Origin of the sequence: Permianibacter aggregans (assembly GCF_009756665.1) — a bacterium.
Classification (GTDB): Bacteria; Pseudomonadota; Gammaproteobacteria; order Enterobacterales; family Permianibacteraceae; genus Permianibacter; species Permianibacter aggregans.
Genome location: NZ_CP037953.1, coordinates 1271349 through 1293647, shown reverse-complemented (window position 1 = coordinate 1293647; position 22299 = coordinate 1271349). Strand labels below are relative to the sequence as shown.

Here is a 22299-nt window from a genome sequence, read left to right as displayed (position 1 = left end):
CTCGCTACGTTTTACCGCGATTTCTGACTGAGTTTGCTGGCCATGAGCGTGCATCGGTTATGATCGGCCCCGGCAGCGGTTGAATACACCGCCGCTGCCCCCATATTGCTGCCCTGATTTGATGAAAAACTTACCCGATGCCAACTCCGCAACGCGACAAAGGTGATTTGCGCCAACTGCTGCAACTCACCGCCCTGCTGAAACCGTATAAAACCATTATCGTCATTGCGATGTTGTCGCTGCTGGTCGCGGCGGGCGGCGTACTGTTGCTTGGCCAGGGCTTGCGTGCCGTTATCGATCAGGGCTTGGCGCCTGCTGATCCGCAGCAATTGAACACCGCCATGCTCGGGTTTATCGCCGTCGTGCTGGTCATGGCCATCGCCACCTACGTGCGGTTTTTCTGCGTTTCCTGGCTGGGCGAGCGGGTCATTGCCGATTTGCGCCGGAAAGTGTTCGGGCATTTGCTGACACTTTCGCCGCAGTTCTACGAAACGATGCGCACCGGCGAAGCCGTCTCGCGTTTATCCAGCGACACAACCATTCTGGAAACCGTCGTCGGCTCCAGTTTGTCGATGGCGCTACGTAGCGGTGTCATGATGATTGGCGGCTTGGTGTTGCTGATGTTCACCAGCATCAAACTGACATTAATCGTGTTGCTCGGCGTGCCGCTGGTCATGGGCCCGATTCTGATTTTCGGCCGCAAGGTGCGGAAATTGGCCAAGGATGCGCAGGACAAGCTTGGCGATGCCTCGGCGTTTATTGATGAAAGCCTGCATGAAATCCGCACGGTGCAAGCCAATGTTGCCGAAGCGCATACGCAAAATGCGTTCAATCAATTTGTGGAAGCGGTATTCAACTCGGCCAAAGCGCGCATTCGTGCTCGTGCACTACTGATTGCTGGTGTCATTTTTCTCGTCTTCGGCGCCATCGGTTTTATTTTGTGGACCGGCGGTCACGATGTCATCAGCGGCAATATCTCGGCCGGCGAACTCTCGGCATTCGTGTTTTACGCGGTGATTGTCGCCAGTGCCGTCGGTACCATTTCCGAAGTCATTGGTGATTTGCAGCGCGCCGCCGGCGCCACTGAGCGCTTATTGCAAATTCTCAACACCGAACCCGTCATCCGCATTCCTGCGCAGCCGCAATCGCTGTCGCAACCGGTGCGCGGTGAGCTGCAATTCAGCAACGTGCAATTCTTTTATCCGTCGCGCGCCGATGTGCCGGCGCTTGACCAATTCACGCTGCATATCAAACCCGGTGAGCGCGTGGCGCTGGTTGGCCCGAGTGGCGCCGGCAAAACCACCGTGTTTCAGTTGTTGATGCGCTTTTACGATCCACAGGCCGGTCGCATCGCTATCGACGGCATTGCGATCGACGAGCTACTGCCGCAAACCCTGCGCGAACAAATGGCGCTGGTGCCGCAAGACCCGGTGATCTTTGCGACCACCGTACGCGAGAACGTTCGCTTCGCTCGCCCTGATGCCAGTGATGCGGAAGTCGTTGAGGCCTTGCGTGCGGCCTACGCGTTGGAGTTTGTCGAGAAAATGCCCGATGGGCTGGATTCCCAGCTCGGTGAACGCGGCGTCAAGCTCTCCGGTGGTCAACGTCAACGCCTGGCCATCGCCCGCGCCATTCTGGCCGACCGGCCGGTGCTGCTGCTCGATGAAGCCACCAGCGCACTCGATGCCGAAAGCGAGCGGCAGGTGCAACTGGCGCTCGATCATTTGATGAAAGGCCGCACCTCGCTGGTCATCGCCCATCGTCTGGCCACCGTGCGCCATGTCGACCGCATCGTGTTGATGGATAACGGCAAATTGCTGGCGCAGGGCACTCACGATGAGCTGGTCGCCGATAATCCGCTTTATGCCCGTTTGGCGGCGTTGCAGTTCCTGACTGCAGAAAAACCGGAGGCGGCTACCGCCTGACCGGCATGCGGGTGTAGGTCCGGGTTTATCCGGACAACAAGGCTTTCGCTTAATACTTGCAAATAAGAATCATTATCATTTATAGTCGTGGCGACTTACCCGACGGAACAGGAGTCATGTCGCCATGGTCTGCACGATTCAAGCCCAAATCCAGCGCCCGCGCGCCAGTAGCGAGCGCTGCCTGCAACTGGCCTTGAGCCAGCCACATCGCGGCGTGCCGTTTTGGCGCTGCGAATTTCACGGCAACGACGAAGTGGAAATCGTTTGCGGTCAGCACCGCCAGCGCGTCTGCTCGCGCACGGCACTAAAACTCTTGATGCGCGAATTGATGCTGCGCGATGGCTTGAGCGATTTGCCGATTGGAGCTGGCGTATGAGCGTCGGTTTCTGTCAGCGCCATCGCGAAAAACTTTGGCAGGATGCGGAGTTTTCGCTGGCGCTCTGGGAATTTCTATTGAGCCACGATGCGGTGATCGACGCGCATCCGCCTAACGAACAACGGCTTTACTGGCATGCCTGCCTGGAAGTGATCGACGCGATGCAAAGCCATGGCCGAGGCGAAGCGGTGGCCGCTTTTCAACACGCGTTTGCGCGCATCATGAGTGCTTCGATTGGCGTGCGCGACATCGATATCGAATGTCGCTTGCACGATCTGGCCAACGCCTTGGCCGCATTCGATAACCGCCCGGAATGGCGTGCCTGGTTGCATTATTGTCAAACGGCCTTGGAGCGTAGCTGGCATGGTCGAGCACCGGCGCAGTTGCAAGCTTCTGTCGCCATTCACTAAAGCGAGCGTTTACGGTGTCACCACTTGCGCTTGCCATGCATCGTTATGAACGCTGGCAACGACCAGCGCTTCATTTTCCGCGCCAGCTTCTGCCAATACCTTTCCGGCAAACCAGATCGCGCTGCGTCCGGCTGGTGCCCAGCCGCCACTCGGCGCGCAGTGATTGGCCATGCCGACCAACATCCGATGATCGCGCGCGTATTTCGCCAGCAGCGCGCAATCCTGATCGTAACCATTGGCCGTGATCAGCACGCCAGCGAAGTATCCGTTGGCGAGCTGGTGCGCGTATTGCTGCGCGTGTTCCGGGTGTGTGGTATCCGCGCAAATGGCCTGACCGATTTGTAGCGCATCAATCGCCACCAGTCTGGTTTTCTCACCAGCTGAAAAGAAACGCTGTTCACCTGCATGCAGATGCATTTTATCGTAATGATCAATCGAACCATCCGGCGAGAAAATCAATGCGGCGAGTCTTGGTTTTTCCTCAGCTTTCAATGGTGCGCCAGCAACAATAACCATTTGATGCGCGCTTGCCGCCTCGCTCAACGGCTGCAAGCGCTGATCATCGATGGTCAATGCCAAGCTTTCTGCCAGTTCTGGCTCATACCCGGTCAATGACAATTCCGGAAACACCAGATACTGAACGCGATGTTTCGCCGCGAGAGCAATCAATCGAAGATGACGGACGATATTGCTTTCAACGTCGGCTTTGTTGGCATAGGTCTGCGCGTCGGCGACGGTGATGGTCATCTGAACAATTCCTGAGTAGTGGCTAGTGCTGGCGGCGCGAACTCTATCTGCCTATCAGTGCCAGCGCTTCACCAAAAATGGCCAGCGTCAAACGACAACCGACACTGAGCAACGCCAGCAACACAAGTGTTCGCAGCAGCGCGGACAACACTGAGCGCCAGTTGTTCGGGATCAATGCCAGTCGCGGCAGATTCATGGTTCAAAACCATACCGGCCAGGAGCGGGTTGCCGGCTCCTGGTTTGGTTTCAGCACCATCCAGTCGAGTTGTTCAATGCGGCGGAACAACAGGTGTCGGCTGAACAGCAACATAACAGCAGACAGTGTCAACGCAATCGACCAAATGGCTAACCTCGGTAGGTGATCCGGAACCATAATGACGGCGGTAAGGCCAATCAACAGCACGGCACTGGCCAGCGAGCGAAATACCATCGACCAACCGTACGCACCGAGCATGGTGTTCAGGTAGTACGACGAAACGGCGAATCCGATGGCGAACACAAAAAGATTTTTCGCCAGTCCGGAAAAAGCCGGCCAGATCTGTACGGCGAGCAACAAATAACCGCCAACGACGCCGACCAATAATCCAACGGAGCGAATCGCATCGCGCTCCCACAACAGACCAAGCTGACGACGTGAACCAGCAACTCGTAACCATAACAAACGTGTCCGGGCCAAGCGTTCAGCGGCGCCCATCGCGAACAACAGCAGTGGATAAAGCCCCATGAACATGAACGATTTGCCAAGATCCGGCTTTTGCCAGGGCGCTTGCTGGTCTACGATCAGCAGCAGCAGGGTCATCAGCGCTGGCAGAAATAACGTAGTACCAACGGCGCCGATCAGCCGTGAACGCCAGCTGTCATCGATATTGCGCATCAGTGTCAGTGCAGGATTGCCGAACGCATTACGCAGCCGGGAAAGGTCAAACTGCGGTGCAGCCTGAAAGCGGCCGGAACCCGCCAGTGACGGTTTGATGTATTGAGCCTTTTGTAACCAATACCAGCATACCAACCACGCCAGGGCCGTAATCAATAATCCAAGCGGCAGAAACCACTCAAGCAGGTCACTGATCAGTGCTTGATTCAGTTTGTACTTCTGCATTGAACCAATGAATAGCACTGACATGATCAGGCTGGCGGTCATCAACCGGGCGTGACTAAAAAGCCATTGCACCGACAACACCAGCAATGACGCGGCACAAAATGTCCAGGCGCCGATCCACGGCACATCAACTGCTACTCCCTTGATGCCGGTACTCTGATTGAGCATGAACATCGCGTATATCATCAGTAGCGTCTGCAACACGACAACGCTGAACAATCCGAGCAGTGCCTGATGACGAATGCCGGGCAGCGTTGCCGTACGCCGATTGCTGAGCAACATGCGAAATCGCATCGGCGCACTGATGGACAGCAAAAACAACAAAAACGACAAACCGAGCAGCGTCAGTATCGAATAGATCGGTTCCGGTAGCAGTGGCGCCAACAACAAGACCGCCAGAGAGCCAAAAAAGATCACGCGCAGTGTCGCCTCGGTGCCAATCAGAAACCAGATGACCTGAATCATTCTGCGCAGTTGCTGCGGAAAGCTAAATTCGGCGTGGCCACCGTTGTGAACGACCGAGTTCAATGAAGGCGTATTCATCCGTGCAGCTCCAGAAAAATGTCTTCCAATGACAAGCGTTCAATGTTCAGTGCATCACCAAAGCGCTGGCGCCAGCGCTGCTCGTGCATCGGATTCCAGCCAGTGACCGACCAGACTTTTTGCGAACCGGCCTGACGCTGATGCAGCACGTGCAGTTCACCGAGCTCGGGTAACTCGCCATTGGGAAAATGCAGCCGCACGGTAGTGTCCTTGATCTCGTCCATTGCGGCATCGACTAAAATTTTGCCGTCTTTGATCAACCAGACGCGATCGGCGATGCGCTCGACATCAGAAACGATATGGGTGGAAAACAGCACAGTTTTCTCACCGCCGCCAGCGATATCGATCAAGGTTTGCAGAAACTGCCGGCGCGCTTTCGGGTCGAGGCTGGCAACCGGTTCATCGAGCACCAGCAGTTCCGGGTGATGACCAATCGCCGACAGAATCGATACTTTCTGGCGTTGACCAATCGACAGCTTGCTGATTTTTTTATCACCTGGCAGCACCCATTCATCAAGCAGCCGATCAATCATCGCCTGATCCCAGTTTGGATAAAAACTGCTGATCAATTTCAGGTAACCGGCGACTGACATCGTGTCCATCAGCTCATCCGTTTGCGGCACAAAACCGATGCGCTTCTTGACCGGCTCACTGAGCTGAACGGCTTCATCGCGTCCAAACAAGCGCACCTGACCACTGGAGGCCGGCGAGAAGCCAAGCATGGTTTCCATCAGGGTGGTTTTGCCGGCGCCATTGAGCCCGAGCAGGCCAATGACTTCACCATGTTTCACCTGCACATCAATGCCGTTCAACACGGTTTGTTTGTCGAAGGCTTTGTTCAATTGCCGAATATCGATTACCGTCTCATTCATGGTTCTGCTCCAGTCCCTGACGTACCGCGTTCAGTACATCGTTGTCGTTCAAATTCAGTTGTCGTGCCGCCGTGACCAGTTGCTGAATCGCCGGTTGCAGGCGTTTCATTCGTTCCGCTTTGTTTTCTTTCGGCACATCCTGTGCGGCGATGGTCATTGGCCGGCCACGCTGGCGCGACAGCAGCCCTTCGGCTTCGGCGAGGCTGTAAGCCTTGGATATCGTCATCGGGTTGACCGCATGCAGCAGCGCCAACTCGCGCACCGAGGGCAGCTCGTCACCGGGCTGCAATTGACCGGAGGCGACCAATCGCCGTAACTGTTCAAGAATCTGCCGATAAATTGGCATGCCGGACTGAGCGTTGACGCTGAACATTCAATGACTCATCAATAATGTGTATATATACAGTAATACACTAATTCACTGTCTGTAAAGCCCGGATCAAGCTTGGTAACAACTAGGGTGACAAATAGGGCCAATCAGGCACCAGAGTGCCGCGCCAATCCCGTAAACTGGCGCAACTGTCATGGATAGGTGTCGTTATGCAAGCTGAACGTCGATTGAAAGTGCGTAATATCCTGATTGCCATCGCGATTCTGGTGGCGGCTTTTGGTCTGTTGGCGCTGGCCATGATGCTGCGCCCGGCACCGCCGAAAAAGCCGGTCGTCGACACCACACCACTGGTGGAAGCGCAGCCACTGAGCGCCCAGGACTGGCGCTTTGAAGTGCAATCGCAGGGCTCGGTGCGGGCCAAACATGAAACGACGCTGGTAACCGAAGTGGCCGGTGTGGTTCGCGAATTGTCGCCGCGTTTTGTCGCCGGTGGTCTGTTCAAAAAAGGTGATGTGCTGCTGCGGATTGATCAGCGTGATTACGAAGTGGCCGTGCAACAGGCGAAAGCGGCCTTGGCCAGTGCCGAAGCGCGGCTGGCCGAAGAGCGAGCGCGGGCGGAAGTGGCCAGGCGCGAATGGGAGTCGCTGTATAAGGAAGGCAGGCAGCCGACCGATCTGGCCTTGCGTAAACCTTTTGTCGCGCAAGCCGAAGCGGCCATTGAATCGGCCAAAGCAGATCTGGCGGCAGCAGAACGCAAACTCGAACGCACAATCATCCGCGCTCCTTACGATGGCATGGTGCGCGAGCGGCGCGTCGATCTGGGCCAGTACGTCAACATCGGCAATCCGCTCGGTGTGATTTTCGCGACCGATAAGGCCGAAGTGCGTTTGCCGGTCACCGATACCGATCTGGCGTTTATTGATGTGCAAGGCATTGGTCAGCAGCTGTCCACCGTTGAGGTGCGTTTGCTTGGCACGACCGCGATTGATCCCGGCGAATGGCAGGCGAAGCTGGTGCGCGGTGAAGGCGTCGTCGATGACCTGAACCGGATGCATTACTTCGTCGCTGAAGTCGCCGACCCTTACGGTCTGAAAAATAAAAGCAAAGCACCGCTGAAAGTGGGCGCTTTTGTCGACGCGCGCATTACCGGTCGGCTGGTGGAGGCGGTGTACACGGTGCCGCGTCGGCTGATTCGCCAGAATCAACAATTGTTGGTCGTTGATGCCGAGCAAACGCTGCAGTTTCGGCAAGTGGAACTGCTGCGCACCGACAGCGAACGGGCTTATTTCAAGAACGGTATTCAAGCCGGTGATCAAGCGGTGTTGACCGCGATGGAAACGCCGGTCGCTGGCACCAAAGTTCGGCTGCAAAATGGCAGCGCTGAGCAGCCATCGGCAACGGAGGTGGCGCCATGAGTCGCGAACAGGCAGAAAGCAGCGATCAAGGCTTGCTGGCCTGGTGGGCGCGCAACTCGGTCGCCGCCAACCTGTTGATGATTTTCATTTTGCTGCTCGGTTGGTTTTCTTACACGCAACTGAAAAAACGCACCTTTCCTGATTTCGAGTTGTACACGGTGCAGGTCGTTGTGCCGTTCCGTGGCGGCAGCCCGGAAGATGTTGAAAAAGGCGTCGTAATCAAAATCGAGGAAGCCGTACAGGACATCAAGGGCATCAAGCGCATTCGTTCGACGGCGACTGAAAATGCCGGCTCGGTGTTCATCGAGTTGACCCAGGACACCGATATCGATGCCGCGCTCAATGATGTCAAATTGCGCGTCGATGCCATCGATACCTTTCCGGTAGAGGCCGAACGGCCAGTCATTTCCAAATTCGAGCCAACACAACAAGTGTTGTGGTTGTCGCTGCATGGTGAAATGGATGAAGTCGTACGCAAACGCATGGCCCAGGAAATCCGCGATGAAATCCTGAGCATTCCGGCGGTCAATCAGGTGGAAGTCGTCGGCGACCGTGAATTTGAAATCGGCATTGAGGTCTCCGAAGCAACCTTACGCCGTTACGGCCTTACATTCGATGAAGTCGCCAATGCGGTTCGTCGCGGCTCGGTTGATTTGCCGGCCGGCAATATCAAAACCGAAGGCGGCGACATTGTGCTGCGGACAAAATCGCAGGCGTACCGTGCCTATGAGTTCGCTGAAATTGTTTTGCGTACCCGACCCGACGGCACTCGTTTGCTGCTTGGTGATGTCGCCAAAATCACCGATGGCTTTGAAGAAAGCGAAGGCTTTTCCCGCTTCAATGGCACGCCGAGTCTGAGTATCCAGGTGGTGTCGCTTGGCGATCAAAATGATTTGGAAATCGCCGCTGCCGTACACGAATACGTCGCCGAGAAAAAGAAAACGCTGCCGCCCGGCGTTGAGCTCGACGCCTGGGGCGACGCGTCGTTCTATCTGAAAGACCGTCTGGACATGATGTACAAAAACATGGCCCAGGGGGCGGTGCTGGTGTTTCTGGTGTTGACGCTGTTCCTGCGTTTACGGATTGCACTATGGGTCATCCTCGGCATTCCGGTGGCGTTTGCCGGCGCCTTGGCGTTCATGAATAACCCGATGTTTCCGACCGGCATCAATATGCTGTCTCTGTTCGGTTTCATTCTGGTGCTTGGTATCGTTGTTGATGACGCCATTATCATCGGTGAAAGCGTGTATTCGGAAATACGCGACAAGGGCCATTCGCTGCATCATGTCATTGTCGGTGCCAATCGGGTTGCGACCGCGGCAACCTTTGGTGTGTTGACCACGGTGGTCGCGTTTGTGCCGATGCTGTTTATCGAAGGTACAGCCGGCGCCTTTTTCCAATCGCTGTCGGTCGTTGTCATTCTCTGTTTGCTGTTCTCGCTGGTCGAATCGAAATGGATTCTGCCAGCGCATTTGGCCCATACCCCATTGCAGCCGATACCAGTGGAGAAACAGAATACCTTTGTTCGTTTTCAACGCAAGTTTCGCGATGGCATGGAGCATGTCGCCAACAACGTCTATCCGCCGCTGCTGGAAAAATGCCTGCGCAATCGTGGCATCACCGTCACATCATTCATTGCCTTGCTGGTGCTCGGTTCGGCGTTGCTTGCTGGTGGTTTTGTCAAAGTCGAAGTGTTCCCGGATGTGCCGTCTGATTTCATTCAGACCAGCATCACGATGAACAACGGCACCTCGCCGGAGATTCGCAATGCCACACTGGACCGGATCGAGCAGGCGCTGAATGACGTCGAAGCGGAATACCGGCGCGAATTTCCGGAAGAGCAACAAGGCTTCAAGAAATACACGCTGGTATTCACCAATGGCACGCTGGGCGGCCAATTGGTTGTCGAGCTGACCAAGCCGGAACAGCGGCAATGGGATGCCCGCACCATTGAGCGCAAGTGGCGGGAAAAAGTTGGTGAACTGCCCGGTGCCCGGCAACTGCGTTTCTACAGCGGCACCAATATCGGCGGCGGTTCAGCGCTCGATTTTCAATTGGTTGGCAGCAACTATCAGGCGCTGGAAAAAGCCGCGAAAGAACTCGCGGAACGCTTGAAGAACTTTGAAGGCGTGTTCGATATTCGCACCTCGTTCAGCTCTGGTGCCCAGGAAATTCAGCTGCGCATCAAGCCGGAAGCCGAAGCACTGGGATTGACGCAGTCGGAGCTGGCTCGACAGGTTCGTCAGGCGTTTTATGGTGAGCAGGCGCAACGCATTCAGCGCGGCAAGGATGATGTCCGGGTCATGGTGCGTTATCCGCTCGATGAGCGGCGCTCGGTTGCCAATTTGGAAAACATGCGGATCCGTACCGCCAATGGTCAGGAAGTGCCTTTCCATCAAGTGGCGGAAGTAACGGTTACCGAGGGTTTTGCCTCAATTACCCGTACTGATCGCCGCCGCACGGTATCGGTAACCGCTGATATCGATCAAAGCAAAGCCGAGTCCGGGCAGATCATCAAGGAAGTCAGCGAGCGCATCATTCCGGAAATTCTCGGCAAGTACACGGGCGTCAGCTATGACCTGACCGGCGCCGCCGAAGAGCAGCAAAAGTTCGTTGCCGATTTCATGTCGAAATTCACCATCGCGATTCTCGGCATTTACATCCTGCTGGCAATTCCGCTGAAATCCTACTTGCAACCACTGGTGATCATGTCAGCGATTCCGTACGGTTTTATTGGTGCGGTGATTGGCCACTGGATTATCGGCCAGTCATTCGGCATGTTGTCGTTCTTTGGTTTGATTGCACTGGCTGGTGTTGTCGTTAACGATTCGCTGGTCATGGTCGATTTCGTCAACCGGGCACGCGAAGAAGGACTGTCGCGTCAGGAAGCAATTTTGCAAGCCGGCTCAAAACGTTTCCGTGCGATTGTGCTGACCTCATTAACGACATTCTTCGGTTTGTTGCCGATTCTGTTTGAAACCAGTTTGCAGGCGCAGTTTCTGAAACCGATGGCGACTGCACTCGGCTTCGGCATTCTGTTCGCGACCATGATCACGCTGATTCTGATACCAACCTTGTACATGGTTGCTGGCGACTTCAAGCGCGTGTTTGTGCAGGTGAAACCGGTTATAGAAAATGCCTGACAAGAAAAAAGCCCACCGATCGGTGGGCTTTTTCACCATTAAAACGGTCGCAGTACGGCCAGAATAATCGCTCCAACTAAGGGTATCACCGGAATTTCATTGATCATCCGATAGAAGCGTTCAGGGCGTGTATTACGGTCGGTTGCGAATCGGTGAACGATGAAGCCACACCAAATGTGGTAAGCGATCAATGCAATCACCAACGTTAGCTTGGCATGCAGCCAGCCCTGGTAACGAAACCATTCCATACCGTAACCGACGGTCAACCAGACACCAAAAATGATGGTCAGCAGGCCGCCCATCGTCATGATCGCGAACAACTTTTTCTCCATGATCTTGAAACGCTGGTTGCCTTCGGCGTCGCTGACCTGGGTGTGATAAACGAACAGCCGTGGCAGGTAAAACAAACCGGCAAACCAGGTGACCATGAAAATCAGATGCAGCGCTTTTAACCACAACATGCTGTTGTCCTTATGCGTTCAAGTGGAGCGGTAAGTGTAATAGTGTTCGATTTTGCCACGGGTGACGACGCCGATTATCCGGTCTGTGCCGCCGCGGTGATAGACATAGGCGGCATCGACGTTTTTCTCGTTCATGCTTTCCAGTGCTTCGGCCAATGTCGCCTGCAAATGCACTGACACCATGTTTTCCCGCTTGGCAGGAATTTCCATCAGGTCGATATCGTTCTGTTCACTTTCCAATAAAAAGGCCGCCAGTTCGCCGGCATGCATCAGTTCACTGGGCCAATTGTTTTCCTTGATCAACAACCAGCGCGGCTCGCTTTTCAGTATGCTTTCGGCTTCAACCCGGGTCAGTTTGCGATCAAGAATGACGATGCTGGTGTCCAGCAGTTTGCCAATCGAAATCCGGCGCAGCAGCATCATCAGCGGTGAAATGCGCGTTTCGACACCGCGGGCGGCCAGCATTGTCTGGATGATCGAACGCTTGTGGAAAGCGTGCGAAACGACGAGGTTGGCGAGCACCACCGATAGCATGCCGGGCATGATGATGTTTGGATTACCGGTCAACTCCAGCAGTGCCATCAAGGCCGCCAGCGGCGCGTACAGCGTTGCGCTCATCAGCGTTGCCAAACCGAGCATTGCGTAAAAGCCAACATAGCTTTGATCGCCGGGCAGAATCGCATCCAAGCCATAACCAAACACGCCGCCAAGTGCCGCGCCGATAAACAGACTCGGACCGATGGCTCCACCGGGCACACTCAAGCCGCCGCAAAATGCGGTGGCGACGGTTTTGGCGAGCAAGGCCAGCAGCAATACTGAGAAGGCCAGCTCACCATGAAAACTCTGGCTGACGGTGTCATAGCCAGGACCCATGATTTCCGGTGCAACCAACGCGAGGCCGCCAACCAGAATACCGGCCAGACTCGGTCGCACCCAGCGTGGCCAGTTATTGGTGAACTGGGCAATTTTTTCGGTCAAGGTGATGAAGCCTGCCGACCAGACGCCGCCAATCAAACCGAGCAAGACAATGGCTGGAATTTCCCACATTGAAATCATGTCCAGCGCCGGCACGCTGTAAGCAACGTCATTGCCGAACACAATGCGCGCGACTACAGTGCTGGACACGGCCGCCAGAATGATCGGAATAAAACTGGCGATGGTGTATTCGAGCATCACCACTTCCAGTGCAAAAATGACGCCGGCCAGTGGTGTGTTGAAACAGGCGGCGATCGCGGCCGCGGTGCCGCAACCAACCAGAATGCGCTGTGAATTGTTCGGTAGATGCAGCTGCTTGCCGGTCATACTGGAGACCGCGCTGCCAAGATGAATCGCCGGGCCTTCACGACCGACCGGAAGACCGCAGGTCAGCGCGAAACCACCGGTGAAAAATTGCACAATGGCGTTTTTCATTGGCAGATGACCTTCGTGCATCGCCAGGCGTTCGACAACATGACGGACGCCAATACTGCGCAGATGATTCGGTAATAGATGAAAGACAATGCCGATGACCACGCCGCCGATGATCGGCAAAACGAGACGCAGTTCCCAGGGCAGCGATTCGAAGTCCTGCACGCGCTCCAGATCCTGGAACCAAATCAGCACAACGGCGTCGGTATAAAACCGGAAAATCACGATCACGATGCCGGCGAACAAGCCGCAGAACAAGCCCAACACAGCGAGCAACAGTGGCGCTTCCATGCCGGCCAGCCGTAGCCTCGCTTGTTCCATCAATGACATAATGCGGCGCCCAAAACCATCGGGGTGATAAGATGCTTAGTCGTATTGTAGAGGACTTGGCCTCGGAAGGTAGACAACTACTGCACATTGACTGTGCGCTAGTCGAAATATTTACAGCAGACGCCTCGTTCAGAGGGCAGGGCTCCGCTACGCGACTTCAACAATAAAAGGCGAAAACACCGAATATGGCGCGCATCAAAAAGTCTTCATACGTCGTGGTCGAACAGAAACCCCGATTCTGGTGGTTCAAACCCATGCTGATCGTGCTGGCGCTGTTAGTGCTGGCTTTTTTTGCGGGCCAATTCGAGGATCGTTTCACCCGCAAAAAACTGGTCACTGATAACGCTGCCCTCAGCCAGCAGGTGCAAGCGCTGGAAATGCAACTGGAGCGGGAAAAACAGGCCAAGTTCGATCTCGCCCAGAGCCAGGAAGTCGACGCAATGGCCTCCGGCGAATTGCGCGATGTGTTGAAAGGCCTGCGTGACAGCGTCAAGGAGTTGGAAAAGGAAAACGCCTTTTACCGCAGCATCATGAATCCGTCGGATGATCGCAGTGGCCTGCAGATTGAGTCGTTCTCGTTGTATAACCTTGGTGGTGAGCGGCTGCGCTATCGTGTTGTGCTGTCGCAGGTGCGTACGCATGAGCGCAACGTCAAAGGTAAATATAGCGTCAAATTGGTCGGCAAACAGAATGGCGAGCCGGTCGAACTCGATTTGTTGAGATTGGCCGGAATCGCACCAGCGTCACAGAAATTTGATTTCCGTTACTTTCAAAATATGGAAGGGGAGTTTACCCTCCCGTCAGATGTAGTCCCCGAGCAAATCACGATCAGCGCCACGCAGGACGGTAAATCCGAAACCCTGCTGCGCTCCTTCGACTGGATCCAACCGGAGTAACACAATGGCTTTACTAGGTGGTCGCGACAAAAAAAGCGATGTCAAACTGGTCAAGGGCGGTCATGTAGACACCCTGATCTCCAGCAAAACCGAAGTGCGCGGCGACGTGCTGTTCACCGGCGTGCTCTGCGTCGATGGTAAATTGAAAGGCAATATCCGCTCTGATGAAGCCAAAGCACTGTTGACGGTCGGCCCGGAAGGTATGATTGAAGGCGAAGTGAAAGTGCCGAACGTGATCATCCACGGCACGGTTACTGGCGATGTTCACGCCAGTGCTCATGTCTCGCTGAGTGCAGAGGCCGTGATCAACGGCAATGTCTACTATCACCTGATCGAAATGAACATGGGTGCCTCGATCAATGGTCAATTGGTACACAAGCCCAATGAAACTCAGGCGCTGGAGCACAAGCCGGACGCCGAATAAAGGGAAAAGCCCCGGCTAGCGGGCGCGGAAGCCGGCATTTCAGCCATCGTCGCGCCCCGAAATTCTTTTCCTGCGGACTTCTGCTAAAATACCCGATAATTTCACTCAGGTACTTTATGCGCGGATCAACGGACGATCCGACCATCCGGAGACATCATGTCTGAAGCAGTAAACTTGGTTCCCGAATCCGAAACTCCGAGCCCGATGACCTTTTCGGCGTCGGCAGCGGCAAAGGTCAAATCACTGATCGAAGAAGAGCAGAACGAAGCGCTGAAGCTGCGCGTGTTCGTCACTGGCGGTGGCTGCTCGGGATTTCAGTACGGCTTCACGTTCGATGAAGTGCAGAATGAGGATGACACTGAAATCCTGCGCGACGGTGTGAAGCTGCTGGTCGACCCGATGAGTTTCCAGTACCTGGTCGGCGCCGAAATCGACTACACCGAGGGGCTGCAAGGCGCGCAATTCGTTATCCGTAATCCGAATGCGAAAAGCACCTGCGGTTGCGGCAGTTCGTTCTCCGTTTAATTTCTAGCTGGCGCCGCCGGTCGATGTTTTTTTCGGTCGGCGCGGCCTTGCTCTCTTGCTGCTGATCAGCACTTTTCCTTGTTCGTTCTTCAGCGTGAACAGGCGCGTGGCATTGGCCAATTCACTCAATTTGCTGTAGCCGTAATTGCGCGGATCGAAGTCCGGTGATTGCTGAGCGATATGGCTGCCCACAGCCGAGAGTGTCGCCCATCCCGTTTCGTCAGAAGCCGCTTCAATCGCTGAGCGGAACAAGCCAACCAGTTTTTTGTCCTTGGCCAATTCGGTAGCGGAAAGCTGTGTGGTTCTGCCGCTGTCTTCGGCGCCTTGCAGCAGCAATTCGGTGTAGATGAACTTATCGCAGGCGGCGACAAATGCGCGCGGCGTTTTTTTCTCACCAAATCCGTAAACGGTTAAACCGGATTCGCGCAGTCGTGCCGCCAAACGTGTGAAATCGCTGTCGCTGGTGACCAGACAAAAGCCCTGCAGTTCATGTCGATAAAGCAGATCCATGGCGTCGATGATCATCGCGCTGTCGGTAGCGTTTTTACCAGTCGTGTAATGAAATTGCTGCACCGGCTGGATGCCGTGTGACAGCAGTTTGTCTTTCCAACTGCTGTTGCGATTGCTGGTCCAGTCGCCGTAAATGCGCTTGATCGTCGCGACACCGAAACGGCCCACTTCTGCCAACAAGGGTTCAATGACGGCGTGGCTGGCGTTGTCGGCGTCGATCAATACGGCGAGTTTGTTCAGAGGCTTTGTGCCATTGCTCATCCGTTTTCTCCTTGAGAAGTTTGACCGATCCTTGCGCAATTGCCTGCAGATGGCAATTCAGCCGCCTCAACCTGGCAGGTAAACACTCCCCAATACGGTGGGGCGGCTGGCGCCGGTGACGATCGGTAGATTACCCGGTTGTTCATGCATGCGTTGACGTGCCAACCAGGCAAATGCCATCGCCTCGACCCAGTCAGCAGCAACGCCAATGACATCGGTTTTGTCGACTTTCGATTCCGGCAATTGCACTTGCAGCGAACGCATCACGGCGATGTTGTGCGCACCGCCGCCGCAGATATAAATCTCAGGTGTTTTCAGCATCGGCAAGCGTTTGATCGCATCGGCAATGGTGTGCACGGTCAAGGCCAATAAAGTCGCCTGAACATCGGCAACACCGGGCCGGCTGATCGCTTTCAGATGATGATTCAGCCAGTCCATTGAGAAGTATTCACGGCCGGTCGTTTTCGGTGGTCGGCGGCCAAAATAGGGATCGGTCAACATCGATTGCAGCAGTGCTGGCACGATGCGACCACGCGCGGCCAACATGCCATCCTTGTCCATCGGCTGGCCGAGCATTTTCTGACACCAGGCATCCAGCAGCGTGTTACCCGGGCCGGTATCGAAGCCAATAATTGGCGAAAACTGGCCGCGCGGCAGCACCGTCAAATTCGCGATACCGCCAATGTTGACGATGACCCGATCAACCTGCCGGCTGCGGAAAATCGCGTCGTGAAAAGCTGGTACGAGAGGCGCGCCCTGGCCGCCAAGTGCAATATCCTTGCGACGAAAATCGGCGACAACCCGGATGCCGGTCTCCACGGCAATCACATTCGGATCGCCGATTTGCAACGTAAAGCACGGATCGTTTTGTGGCCGATGCCGAATGGTTTGGCCATGACTGCCGATGGCACGGATGCGAGTGGGATCTGTATGGGTTTTCGCCAACAACGCATTGACGGCGGCGGCGAACTCTTTGCCAAGCAATACATCCGCATTGCCCATTGCATCGATTTCGTTGTCGCCGGGTTGGCTCAAGCGCAGCAATTGCTCGCGCAGACTGCCTGGCAGGGTATGAAAATGAGTGTCGATCAGCTCGGGTCCGGGTGCGAAACGCACCAGCGCGACATCGATGCCGTCGATGCTGGTGCCCGACAGGGCACCGATGTACAGCTCAGCCATGGTCCCTCACGGATACCAACCTTTTGTGTCCAGTCGATGCTATCGGGAAACTATAGCACCGCCTCGTTTATTGATTATCGGCCACCATGATACGGCTATGCGCATCCAGCGTTGCCAGTACCGGTGCCGTTGCCGCGATAAAGCGGTCTTTTTCGGCAGCAGGAACAGGTTCGGCTTGTGGTAGCGGCACGGTGCGCGGGTTGCGATGCACACCGTTGACCAGAAATTCATAATGGAGATGCGGTGCGGTGGCTAGGCCTGATGAGCCGACATAACCAATGACCTGGCCTTGCGAGACGCGCTTGCCGGTGCTGATGCCTTTACCGTAGCGCGACAAGTGAGCGTAATGGGTGGTGAAGTTGCCGCCGTGCTGAATGGCGACCATACGGCCATAACCACCTTTGGTGCCGACAAAGCTGATTTTGCCATCACCGGAGGCATAAATCGGGGTGCCGGCCGGCGCCGCGTAATCGACACCTTTGTGGGCACGAATGCGGTTCAGAATCGGATGTTTGCGTGACAAGTTAAAGTTGGAACTGACCCGGGCAAACGGCACCGGCATCCGCAGAAACGCCTTGCGCATGCTATGACCATCCGGCGTGTAATAGCTGGCTTTGCCGTTAGCATCAACATAGCGCACCGCGCGGAAAGTCTTGCCGAGGTTAGTAAATTCGGCGGCCAGAATATTGCCTGGACCGGCCGGCAAGCCTTCGACTAAACGCTCTTCATAAACGACCGAGAAACGATCGCCGACACGTAAATCCAAGGCAAAATCGATGTCGTAACCGAAAATGCCGGCCAGTTCCATGATCACGCTGTCATTGAGGCCTGCAGACTGGCCGGCCGCGAACAGCGAGCTTTCGATGGTGGCGCTGGCAAATTGTGGGCGGGTGGCAACCGCTTTTTCCAGCGTTTGGGCACGGAAGCTATCGCCCTCACGTTCAACAAATAGCGTTGACAGGGAGTCAATCGGATAGCGCAGGGCGCTCAAGCGGCCCTCTTCATCCGTTTGGAATTCGACATGGCGGCCTGGCATCACTTTTCGCAGCACGGGCGCGGCGATGTCGTTCTGCATGACCGCGTGTAAGTCTTGCGCAGAAAGCCCTGCGCGCTTGAACGCTACCGCCATGCTATCGCCGTTGCTGATTTTCACTTGCTGCCAAGGCATCGCCATCACTTCGGCAACATGCTCGGATGGCGGCAGCAGCAAATCAAAATCGATGCGCTCGTGTTCGTTCAGCGCTTGCTCGATGGTGGCCGGCAGCGGGGCGGCTTGTAACGGCTCATCACGCTCAGGCAGTAACAATGCGGCGGCAATCAGGCTGATGCCAGTGATGGCAATGTAGTGGCGGGCGCCGAAACGGGCCAGGATACGACCGATGGGGCCGGCATCGCGGCTGTGCTTTACCGTGTAACTTGCTTGGGACATGGACGCCGATACCGACCGAAAAATCCCCAGAAGCATATCGGCAAGGTTCCATGACGGTCAATAGATTGTTCCGCAAAATCAACATGATGCGCCGCATGGTTTAACTATTACTTCAGGACGCATGTACCGCAGAGAGGCCCTTAGCACCAGCAGCCATAGTGCCGGCCCGGCCGCCCTGCTAGAATCGCCAGCCCCGCGCAATGGCGCGGCACTCCCTACCTATATAAAGCAGCAAACCGAGGAAGGCATGGCCGACTGGCAGGAACAATTTGATGAGCTGATGCGCGGCGCCGCCGAATGCATCGTCGAGCAGGAGCTGAAAGAGCAGCTGAAGACCGGCAAACGGCTGCGAGTCAAAGCCGGCTTCGACCCGACCGCACCGGATCTGCATCTGGGCCACACTGTGCTGCTGAACAAGATGCGTCAGTTCCAGCAGTTCGGTCACGAGGTCATTTTCCTGATTGGCGATTTCACCGGCATGATCGGTGACCCGACCGGTAAGAGCGTTACCCGCCCGCCACTGACACGTGAAGACGTCGCCGAGAATGCCAAGACTTATCAGGAGCAGGTTTTCAAAATTCTTGATCCGGAAAAAACCACGATCATGTTCAACTCGACCTGGATGAATCAGATGTCCTCGGTCGACATGATCAAACTGGCGGCGCAATACACGGTCGCGCGCATGTTGGAGCGCGATGATTTTTCCAAGCGTTACCAGAGCAACCAACCGATCGCGATGCATGAGTTGCTGTATCCATTGGTGCAAGGCTACGACTCGGTCGCGATGAAATGTGATATCGAACTCGGCGGCACCGATCAGAAATTCAATTTATTGGTTGGTCGCGAGCTGCAAAAATCCTATGGCCAAAAACCGCAGATGGTCATGACCATGCCGTTGATGGAAGGTTTGGACGGCGTCAAGAAAATGTCCAAGTCGCTCGGTAATTACATCGGCATCAACGAAGCACCGAATGATATGTTCGGTAAGGTTATGTCGGTTTCCGATGAATTGATGTGGCGTTGGTTTGAATTAATCAGTTTCCGGCCATTGACGGAAATCGCGCAATTAAAGCGGGAAATGCAAGAAGGCCGTAATCCGCGTGATATCAAGTTTGAGCTCGCTAAAGAGATTATTGCGCGTTTTCACTCGCACCAGGCGGCAGAGCAAGCGCAGGCAGAATTTGTCGCGCGTTTCTCGCAAGGCGCATTGCCGGAAGATCTGGAAGAACTCAGCGTGGTGGCCAATGATGGTGAATTGCCAATCGCCAATTTATTGAAAGAAGCGAATCTCGTGGCGTCCACTTCCGAAGCGCTGCGTATGATTCGTCAGGGTGCGGTGAAAATTGATGGCGAAAAAGTCGAAGACGATAAATTGAAAATCGCCATAGGCACCTCGGCCGTATTTCAAGTGGGCAAGCGTCGGGTGGCGAAAGTTACTGTTAGCTAAATCTTCTCTTTATATAAAAACTAAAATACGGCGGCATTCCAGTACGGATAGTCGCCGTATTTTTAAGCGAATCGCGCGGCTTTTAAACGCTTTGTTCAAACCCTGTACGGCTTTTCAAAAAACTTTCAAAAACCTTTAAAAAAAGCTTGCGAACGATTTTGGCCTCCCTATAATGCGCGCCTCACCGACGGGGAGCACGGAAGTGCGAGACGGCGGGGTTGGCACCGGAAGGTAAGCGGGCTGAAGTGGTCGGAAACGACGGTTCAGAAAGCGCAGAAAAAGGTGTTGACAAGGTGGTGCGATACTGTAGAATGCGCGCCCCGCTTCACGAGAAAGTGAAGTGACGCAGCGATGAGTTGCGATGCTCTTTAACAAGATAACGAAGTAATCTGTGTGGGCACTAGCGTTGAGAGAAGCGACGAAAAATATCGTAATACTCTTACGTTTAGTGAACTCGAGATTCATAGTAGTTTCGAAATTAGCCAAGCGATAAGAGCCAAAGACTTGAACTGAAGAGTTTGATCATGGCTCAGATTGAACGCTGGCGGCAGGCTTAACACATGCAAGTCGAGCGGGGACTTCGGTCCTAGCGGCGGACGGGTGAGGAATGCATCGGAACGTGCCCAGTGATGGGGGATAACACACCGAAAGGTGTGCTAATACCGCATACGCCCTGAGGGGGAAAGTGGGGGACCGCAAGGCCTCACGTCATTGGAGCGGCCGATGCCCGATTAGCTAGTTGGTGAGGTAAAGGCTCACCAAGGCGACGATCGGTAGCTGGTCTGAGAGGATGATCAGCCACACTGGAACTGAGACACGGTCCAGACTCCTACGGGAGGCAGCAGTGGGGAATATTGGACAATGGGCGCAAGCCTGATCCAGCCATGCCGCGTGAGTGAAGAAGGCCTTCGGGTTGTAAAGCTCTTTAAGCGGGGAGGAAGGTCAGCCACTTAATACGTGGTTGAATTGACGTTACCTGCAGAATAAGCACCGGCTAACTCTGTGCCAGCAGCCGCGGTAATACAGAGGGTGCAAGCGTTAATCGGAATTACTGGGCGTAAAGCGTGCGTAGGCGGTCTTTTAAGTTGGATGTGAAATCCCCGGGCTTAACCTGGGAACTGCATTCAAGACTGGGAGACTGGAGTCTGGGAGAGGATGGTGGAATTTCCGGTGTAGCGGTGAAATGCGTAGATATCGGAAGGAACATCAGTGGCGAAGGCGACCATCTGGCCTAAGACTGACGCTGAGGCACGAAAGCGTGGGGAGCAAACAGGATTAGATACCCTGGTAGTCCACGCCGTAAACGATGAGAACTAGCCGTTGGAGACCCTTGAGGTTTTTAGTGGCGCAGCTAACGCGATAAGTTCTCCGCCTGGGAAGTACGGCCGCAAGGTTGAAACTCAAATGAATTGACGGGGGCCCGCACAAGCGGTGGAGCATGTGGTTTAATTCGATGCAACGCGAAGAACCTTACCTACTCTTGACATCCAGAGAATCCTGTAGAGATACGGGAGTGCCTTCGGGAATTCTGAGACAGGTGCTGCATGGCTGTCGTCAGCTCGTGTCGTGAGATGTTGGGTTAAGTCCCGCAACGAGCGCAACCCTTGTCCTTAGTTGCCAACACGTAATGGTGGGAACTCTAAGGAGACTGCCGGTGACAAACCGGAGGAAGGTGGGGATGACGTCAAGTCATCATGGCCCTTACGAGTAGGGCTACACACGTGCTACAATGGTCGGTACAAACGGTTGCGATATCGCGAGATGGAGCCAATCCGAAAAAGCCGATCGTAGTCCGGATCGGAGTCTGCAACTCGACTCCGTGAAGTCGGAATCGCTAGTAATCGCAGATCAGCATTGCTGCGGTGAATACGTTCCCGGGCCTTGTACACACCGCCCGTCACACCATGGAAGTTTACTGCACCAGAAGCCGGTAGCTTAACCGCAAGGGGAGCGCCGTCCACGGTGTGGTCGATGACTGGGGTGAAGTCGTAACAAGGTAGCCGTTGGGGAACCAGCGGCTGGATCACCTCCTTAAAACCTGTCGCTAAATCTTAGCGTTAAGTGCTCACACAGATTACTTCGTCCGGCAAGACTGACAACACGGGTCTGTAGCTCAGCTGGTTAGAGCGCACCCCTGATAAGGGTGAGGTCGGTAGTTCAAGTCTACTCAGACCCACCAAATTAGGTGAGCGTTGTACAAAAGGGGCTATAGCTCAGTTGGTAGAGCACCTGCTTTGCAAGCAGGGGGTCATCGGTTCGAATCCGATTAGCTCCACCATCAAGCGCAAGTTACTAGTCAGTCAAAGTCGAATGTCAGTGCCGAGTCTTTTTGCTCGAAAGAGAAAAGAAGATTGGGCACTGACGTTTGCGGTCGCAAAATGCTCCTGCATTAGCGACACTCCTACATCCATGTAGGTCGTCGGTATCGTTCTTTAACAATTTGGATGACAAGATTGAAAGCGCGAGTGTGCAGCTGAGAAGTTGTGCGCTCTGAATGGGCGGGTGAGACCGCGCATTCGATAGGTAATACCATGTCAGCAATAAGTAAGGTATTCGCTTTGATTTGAGA

Annotated in this window: 19 protein-coding genes, 2 tRNA genes and 1 rRNA gene; 12 read left to right on the top strand and 10 right to left on the bottom strand. The window is 54.9% G+C overall.

Annotated features, from left to right (window positions below):
- The first annotated feature begins 137 nt into the window (after positions 1–137).
- The 3 genes from E2H98_RS05960 to E2H98_RS05950 all read left to right on the top strand — a co-directional run bounded on the left by E2H98_RS05960 (position 138) and on the right by E2H98_RS05950 (position 2711).
- On the top strand, positions 138–1925 hold the full coding sequence (locus E2H98_RS05960) for an ABC transporter transmembrane domain-containing protein (protein WP_133592096.1): 1788 nt from the start codon (positions 138–140) through the stop codon (positions 1923–1925).
- Positions 1926–2049: 124 nt separating this feature from the next.
- On the top strand, positions 2050–2301 hold the full coding sequence (locus E2H98_RS05955) for a hypothetical protein (RefSeq protein ID WP_133592094.1): 252 nt from the start codon (positions 2050–2052) through the stop codon (positions 2299–2301).
- Positions 2298–2711, top strand: coding sequence for a hypothetical protein (locus E2H98_RS05950; RefSeq protein ID WP_133592092.1), 414 nt, complete (start codon positions 2298–2300; stop codon positions 2709–2711). Before E2H98_RS05955 ends, E2H98_RS05950 begins: the two co-directional genes overlap by 4 nt.
- A 9-nt stretch (positions 2712–2720) precedes the next feature.
- Here the strand turns inward: E2H98_RS05950 and E2H98_RS05945 are convergent, their stop codons facing one another.
- Genes E2H98_RS05945 through E2H98_RS05925 form a run of 5 tightly spaced genes read right to left on the bottom strand, consistent with a single transcriptional unit; the run spans position 2721 to position 6345 of the window.
- Positions 2721–3458 carry a carbon-nitrogen hydrolase family protein gene (locus tag E2H98_RS05945; protein ID WP_133592090.1) on the bottom strand — a complete coding sequence of 246 codons (738 nt, stop codon included), beginning with the start codon at positions 3456–3458 and terminating at the stop codon, positions 2721–2723.
- A gap of 43 nt (positions 3459–3501) precedes the next feature.
- Positions 3502–3654 carry a hypothetical protein gene (locus E2H98_RS05940; protein WP_157591266.1) on the bottom strand — a complete coding sequence of 51 codons (153 nt, stop codon included), beginning with the start codon at positions 3652–3654 and terminating at the stop codon, positions 3502–3504.
- 3 nt (positions 3655–3657) lie between these two features.
- Complete coding sequence (locus E2H98_RS05935) at positions 3658–5100, bottom strand: hypothetical protein (RefSeq protein WP_133592089.1); 1443 nt, start codon at positions 5098–5100, stop codon at positions 3658–3660.
- Positions 5097–5972: an ABC transporter ATP-binding protein gene (locus E2H98_RS05930; protein WP_133592087.1), complete on the bottom strand. Its 876-nt coding sequence runs from the start codon at positions 5970–5972 to the stop codon at positions 5097–5099. The genes E2H98_RS05935 and E2H98_RS05930 overlap by 4 nt, the downstream gene beginning before the upstream one ends.
- Positions 5965–6345: a GntR family transcriptional regulator gene (locus E2H98_RS05925; protein ID WP_133592085.1), complete on the bottom strand. Its 381-nt coding sequence runs from the start codon at positions 6343–6345 to the stop codon at positions 5965–5967. The genes E2H98_RS05930 and E2H98_RS05925 overlap by 8 nt, the downstream gene beginning before the upstream one ends.
- A 167-nt stretch (positions 6346–6512) precedes the next feature.
- Between E2H98_RS05925 and E2H98_RS05920 the strand changes: the two genes are divergently transcribed.
- The gene (locus E2H98_RS05920) at positions 6513–7718 is read left to right on the top strand and encodes an efflux RND transporter periplasmic adaptor subunit (protein ID WP_133592083.1); all 1206 of its coding nucleotides are present in this window, start codon (positions 6513–6515) and stop codon (positions 7716–7718) included.
- Positions 7715–10861, top strand: a complete 3147-nt coding sequence (locus E2H98_RS05915; protein ID WP_133592081.1) for an efflux RND transporter permease subunit — start codon at positions 7715–7717, stop codon at positions 10859–10861. Before E2H98_RS05920 ends, E2H98_RS05915 begins: the two co-directional genes overlap by 4 nt.
- 38 nt (positions 10862–10899) lie before the next feature.
- Here E2H98_RS05915 and E2H98_RS05910 read toward each other — a convergent pair whose 3' ends face one another.
- On the bottom strand, positions 10900–11322 hold the full coding sequence (locus E2H98_RS05910) for a CopD family protein (protein WP_133592079.1): 423 nt from the start codon (positions 11320–11322) through the stop codon (positions 10900–10902).
- 18 nt (positions 11323–11340) lie between these two features.
- Positions 11341–13059, bottom strand: a complete 1719-nt coding sequence (locus tag E2H98_RS05905) for a chloride channel protein (protein WP_133592076.1) — start codon at positions 13057–13059, stop codon at positions 11341–11343.
- A gap of 185 nt (positions 13060–13244) precedes the next feature.
- Here E2H98_RS05905 and E2H98_RS05900 point away from each other — a divergent pair, with 185 nt between their 5' ends.
- The 3 genes from E2H98_RS05900 to erpA all read left to right on the top strand — a co-directional run bounded on the left by E2H98_RS05900 (position 13245) and on the right by erpA (position 14904).
- Positions 13245–13955 carry a DUF6776 family protein gene (locus E2H98_RS05900; protein ID WP_133592074.1) on the top strand — a complete coding sequence of 237 codons (711 nt, stop codon included), beginning with the start codon at positions 13245–13247 and terminating at the stop codon, positions 13953–13955.
- Positions 13956–13959: 4 nt separating this feature from the next.
- Positions 13960–14379: a bactofilin family protein gene (locus tag E2H98_RS05895; protein WP_133592073.1), complete on the top strand. Its 420-nt coding sequence runs from the start codon at positions 13960–13962 to the stop codon at positions 14377–14379.
- Positions 14380–14553: 174 nt separating this feature from the next.
- Positions 14554–14904, top strand: coding sequence for an iron-sulfur cluster insertion protein ErpA (erpA, locus tag E2H98_RS05890; protein WP_232475486.1), 351 nt, complete (start codon positions 14554–14556; stop codon positions 14902–14904).
- A 3-nt stretch (positions 14905–14907) separates the two neighbouring features.
- Here the strand turns inward: erpA and E2H98_RS05885 are convergent, their stop codons facing one another.
- The 3 genes from E2H98_RS05885 to E2H98_RS05875 all read right to left on the bottom strand — a co-directional run bounded on the left by E2H98_RS05885 (position 14908) and on the right by E2H98_RS05875 (position 18283).
- A complete protein-coding gene (locus E2H98_RS05885; protein ID WP_133592069.1) occupies positions 14908–15675 on the bottom strand; it encodes an NYN domain-containing protein in 768 nt (255 codons plus the stop codon).
- 66 nt (positions 15676–15741) lie between these two features.
- Positions 15742–16854, bottom strand: a complete 1113-nt coding sequence (locus tag E2H98_RS05880; protein WP_133592067.1) for an anhydro-N-acetylmuramic acid kinase — start codon at positions 16852–16854, stop codon at positions 15742–15744.
- A 67-nt stretch (positions 16855–16921) separates the two neighbouring features.
- Positions 16922–18283: an OapA family protein gene (locus tag E2H98_RS05875; RefSeq protein ID WP_162848200.1), complete on the bottom strand. Its 1362-nt coding sequence runs from the start codon at positions 18281–18283 to the stop codon at positions 16922–16924.
- Between the two features lie 247 nt (positions 18284–18530).
- Here E2H98_RS05875 and tyrS point away from each other — a divergent pair, with 247 nt between their 5' ends.
- The 4 genes from tyrS to E2H98_RS05855 all read left to right on the top strand — a co-directional run bounded on the left by tyrS (position 18531) and on the right by E2H98_RS05855 (position 22008).
- Positions 18531–19730, top strand: coding sequence for a tyrosine--tRNA ligase (tyrS, locus tag E2H98_RS05870; RefSeq protein WP_133592063.1), 1200 nt, complete (start codon positions 18531–18533; stop codon positions 19728–19730).
- Positions 19731–20236: 506 nt separating this feature from the next.
- Positions 20237–21764, top strand: a 16S ribosomal RNA gene (locus E2H98_RS05865).
- A gap of 68 nt (positions 21765–21832) precedes the next feature.
- Positions 21833–21909 (top strand) — tRNA-Ile (locus E2H98_RS05860).
- Between the two features lie 23 nt (positions 21910–21932).
- A tRNA-Ala gene (locus E2H98_RS05855) sits at positions 21933–22008 on the top strand.
- The last annotated feature ends 291 nt before the right edge of the window (positions 22009–22299 follow it).

What these genes read in the sequence shown, in the direction of transcription:
- E2H98_RS05900 (WP_133592074.1), top strand. Translation starts at nt 13,245, where the DNA reads ATGGCGCGCATCAAAAAGTCTTCATACGTCGTGGTCGAACAGAAACCC.
- E2H98_RS05915 (WP_133592081.1), top strand. Translation starts at nt 7,715, where the DNA reads ATGAGTCGCGAACAGGCAGAAAGCAGCGATCAAGGCTTGCTGGCCTGG.
- E2H98_RS05940 (WP_157591266.1), bottom strand. Translation starts at nt 3,654, where the DNA reads ATGAATCTGCCGCGACTGGCATTGATCCCGAACAACTGGCGCTCAGTG.
- E2H98_RS05895 (WP_133592073.1), top strand. Translation starts at nt 13,960, where the DNA reads ATGGCTTTACTAGGTGGTCGCGACAAAAAAAGCGATGTCAAACTGGTC.
- E2H98_RS05905 (WP_133592076.1), bottom strand. Translation starts at nt 13,059, where the DNA reads ATGTCATTGATGGAACAAGCGAGGCTACGGCTGGCCGGCATGGAAGCG.
- E2H98_RS05930 (WP_133592087.1), bottom strand. Translation starts at nt 5,972, where the DNA reads ATGAATGAGACGGTAATCGATATTCGGCAATTGAACAAAGCCTTCGAC.
- E2H98_RS05925 (WP_133592085.1), bottom strand. Translation starts at nt 6,345, where the DNA reads ATGTTCAGCGTCAACGCTCAGTCCGGCATGCCAATTTATCGGCAGATT.
- E2H98_RS05955 (WP_133592094.1), top strand. Translation starts at nt 2,050, where the DNA reads ATGGTCTGCACGATTCAAGCCCAAATCCAGCGCCCGCGCGCCAGTAGC.
- E2H98_RS05910 (WP_133592079.1), bottom strand. Translation starts at nt 11,322, where the DNA reads ATGTTGTGGTTAAAAGCGCTGCATCTGATTTTCATGGTCACCTGGTTT.
- E2H98_RS05950 (WP_133592092.1), top strand. Translation starts at nt 2,298, where the DNA reads ATGAGCGTCGGTTTCTGTCAGCGCCATCGCGAAAAACTTTGGCAGGAT.
- E2H98_RS05945 (WP_133592090.1), bottom strand. Translation starts at nt 3,458, where the DNA reads ATGACCATCACCGTCGCCGACGCGCAGACCTATGCCAACAAAGCCGAC.
- E2H98_RS05875 (WP_162848200.1), bottom strand. Translation starts at nt 18,283, where the DNA reads ATGTCCCAAGCAAGTTACACGGTAAAGCACAGCCGCGATGCCGGCCCC.
- E2H98_RS05885 (WP_133592069.1), bottom strand. Translation starts at nt 15,675, where the DNA reads ATGAGCAATGGCACAAAGCCTCTGAACAAACTCGCCGTATTGATCGAC.
- E2H98_RS05880 (WP_133592067.1), bottom strand. Translation starts at nt 16,854, where the DNA reads ATGGCTGAGCTGTACATCGGTGCCCTGTCGGGCACCAGCATCGACGGC.
- E2H98_RS05960 (WP_133592096.1), top strand. Translation starts at nt 138, where the DNA reads ATGCCAACTCCGCAACGCGACAAAGGTGATTTGCGCCAACTGCTGCAA.
- E2H98_RS05935 (WP_133592089.1), bottom strand. Translation starts at nt 5,100, where the DNA reads ATGAATACGCCTTCATTGAACTCGGTCGTTCACAACGGTGGCCACGCC.
- tyrS (WP_133592063.1), top strand. Translation starts at nt 18,531, where the DNA reads ATGGCCGACTGGCAGGAACAATTTGATGAGCTGATGCGCGGCGCCGCC.
- E2H98_RS05920 (WP_133592083.1), top strand. Translation starts at nt 6,513, where the DNA reads ATGCAAGCTGAACGTCGATTGAAAGTGCGTAATATCCTGATTGCCATC.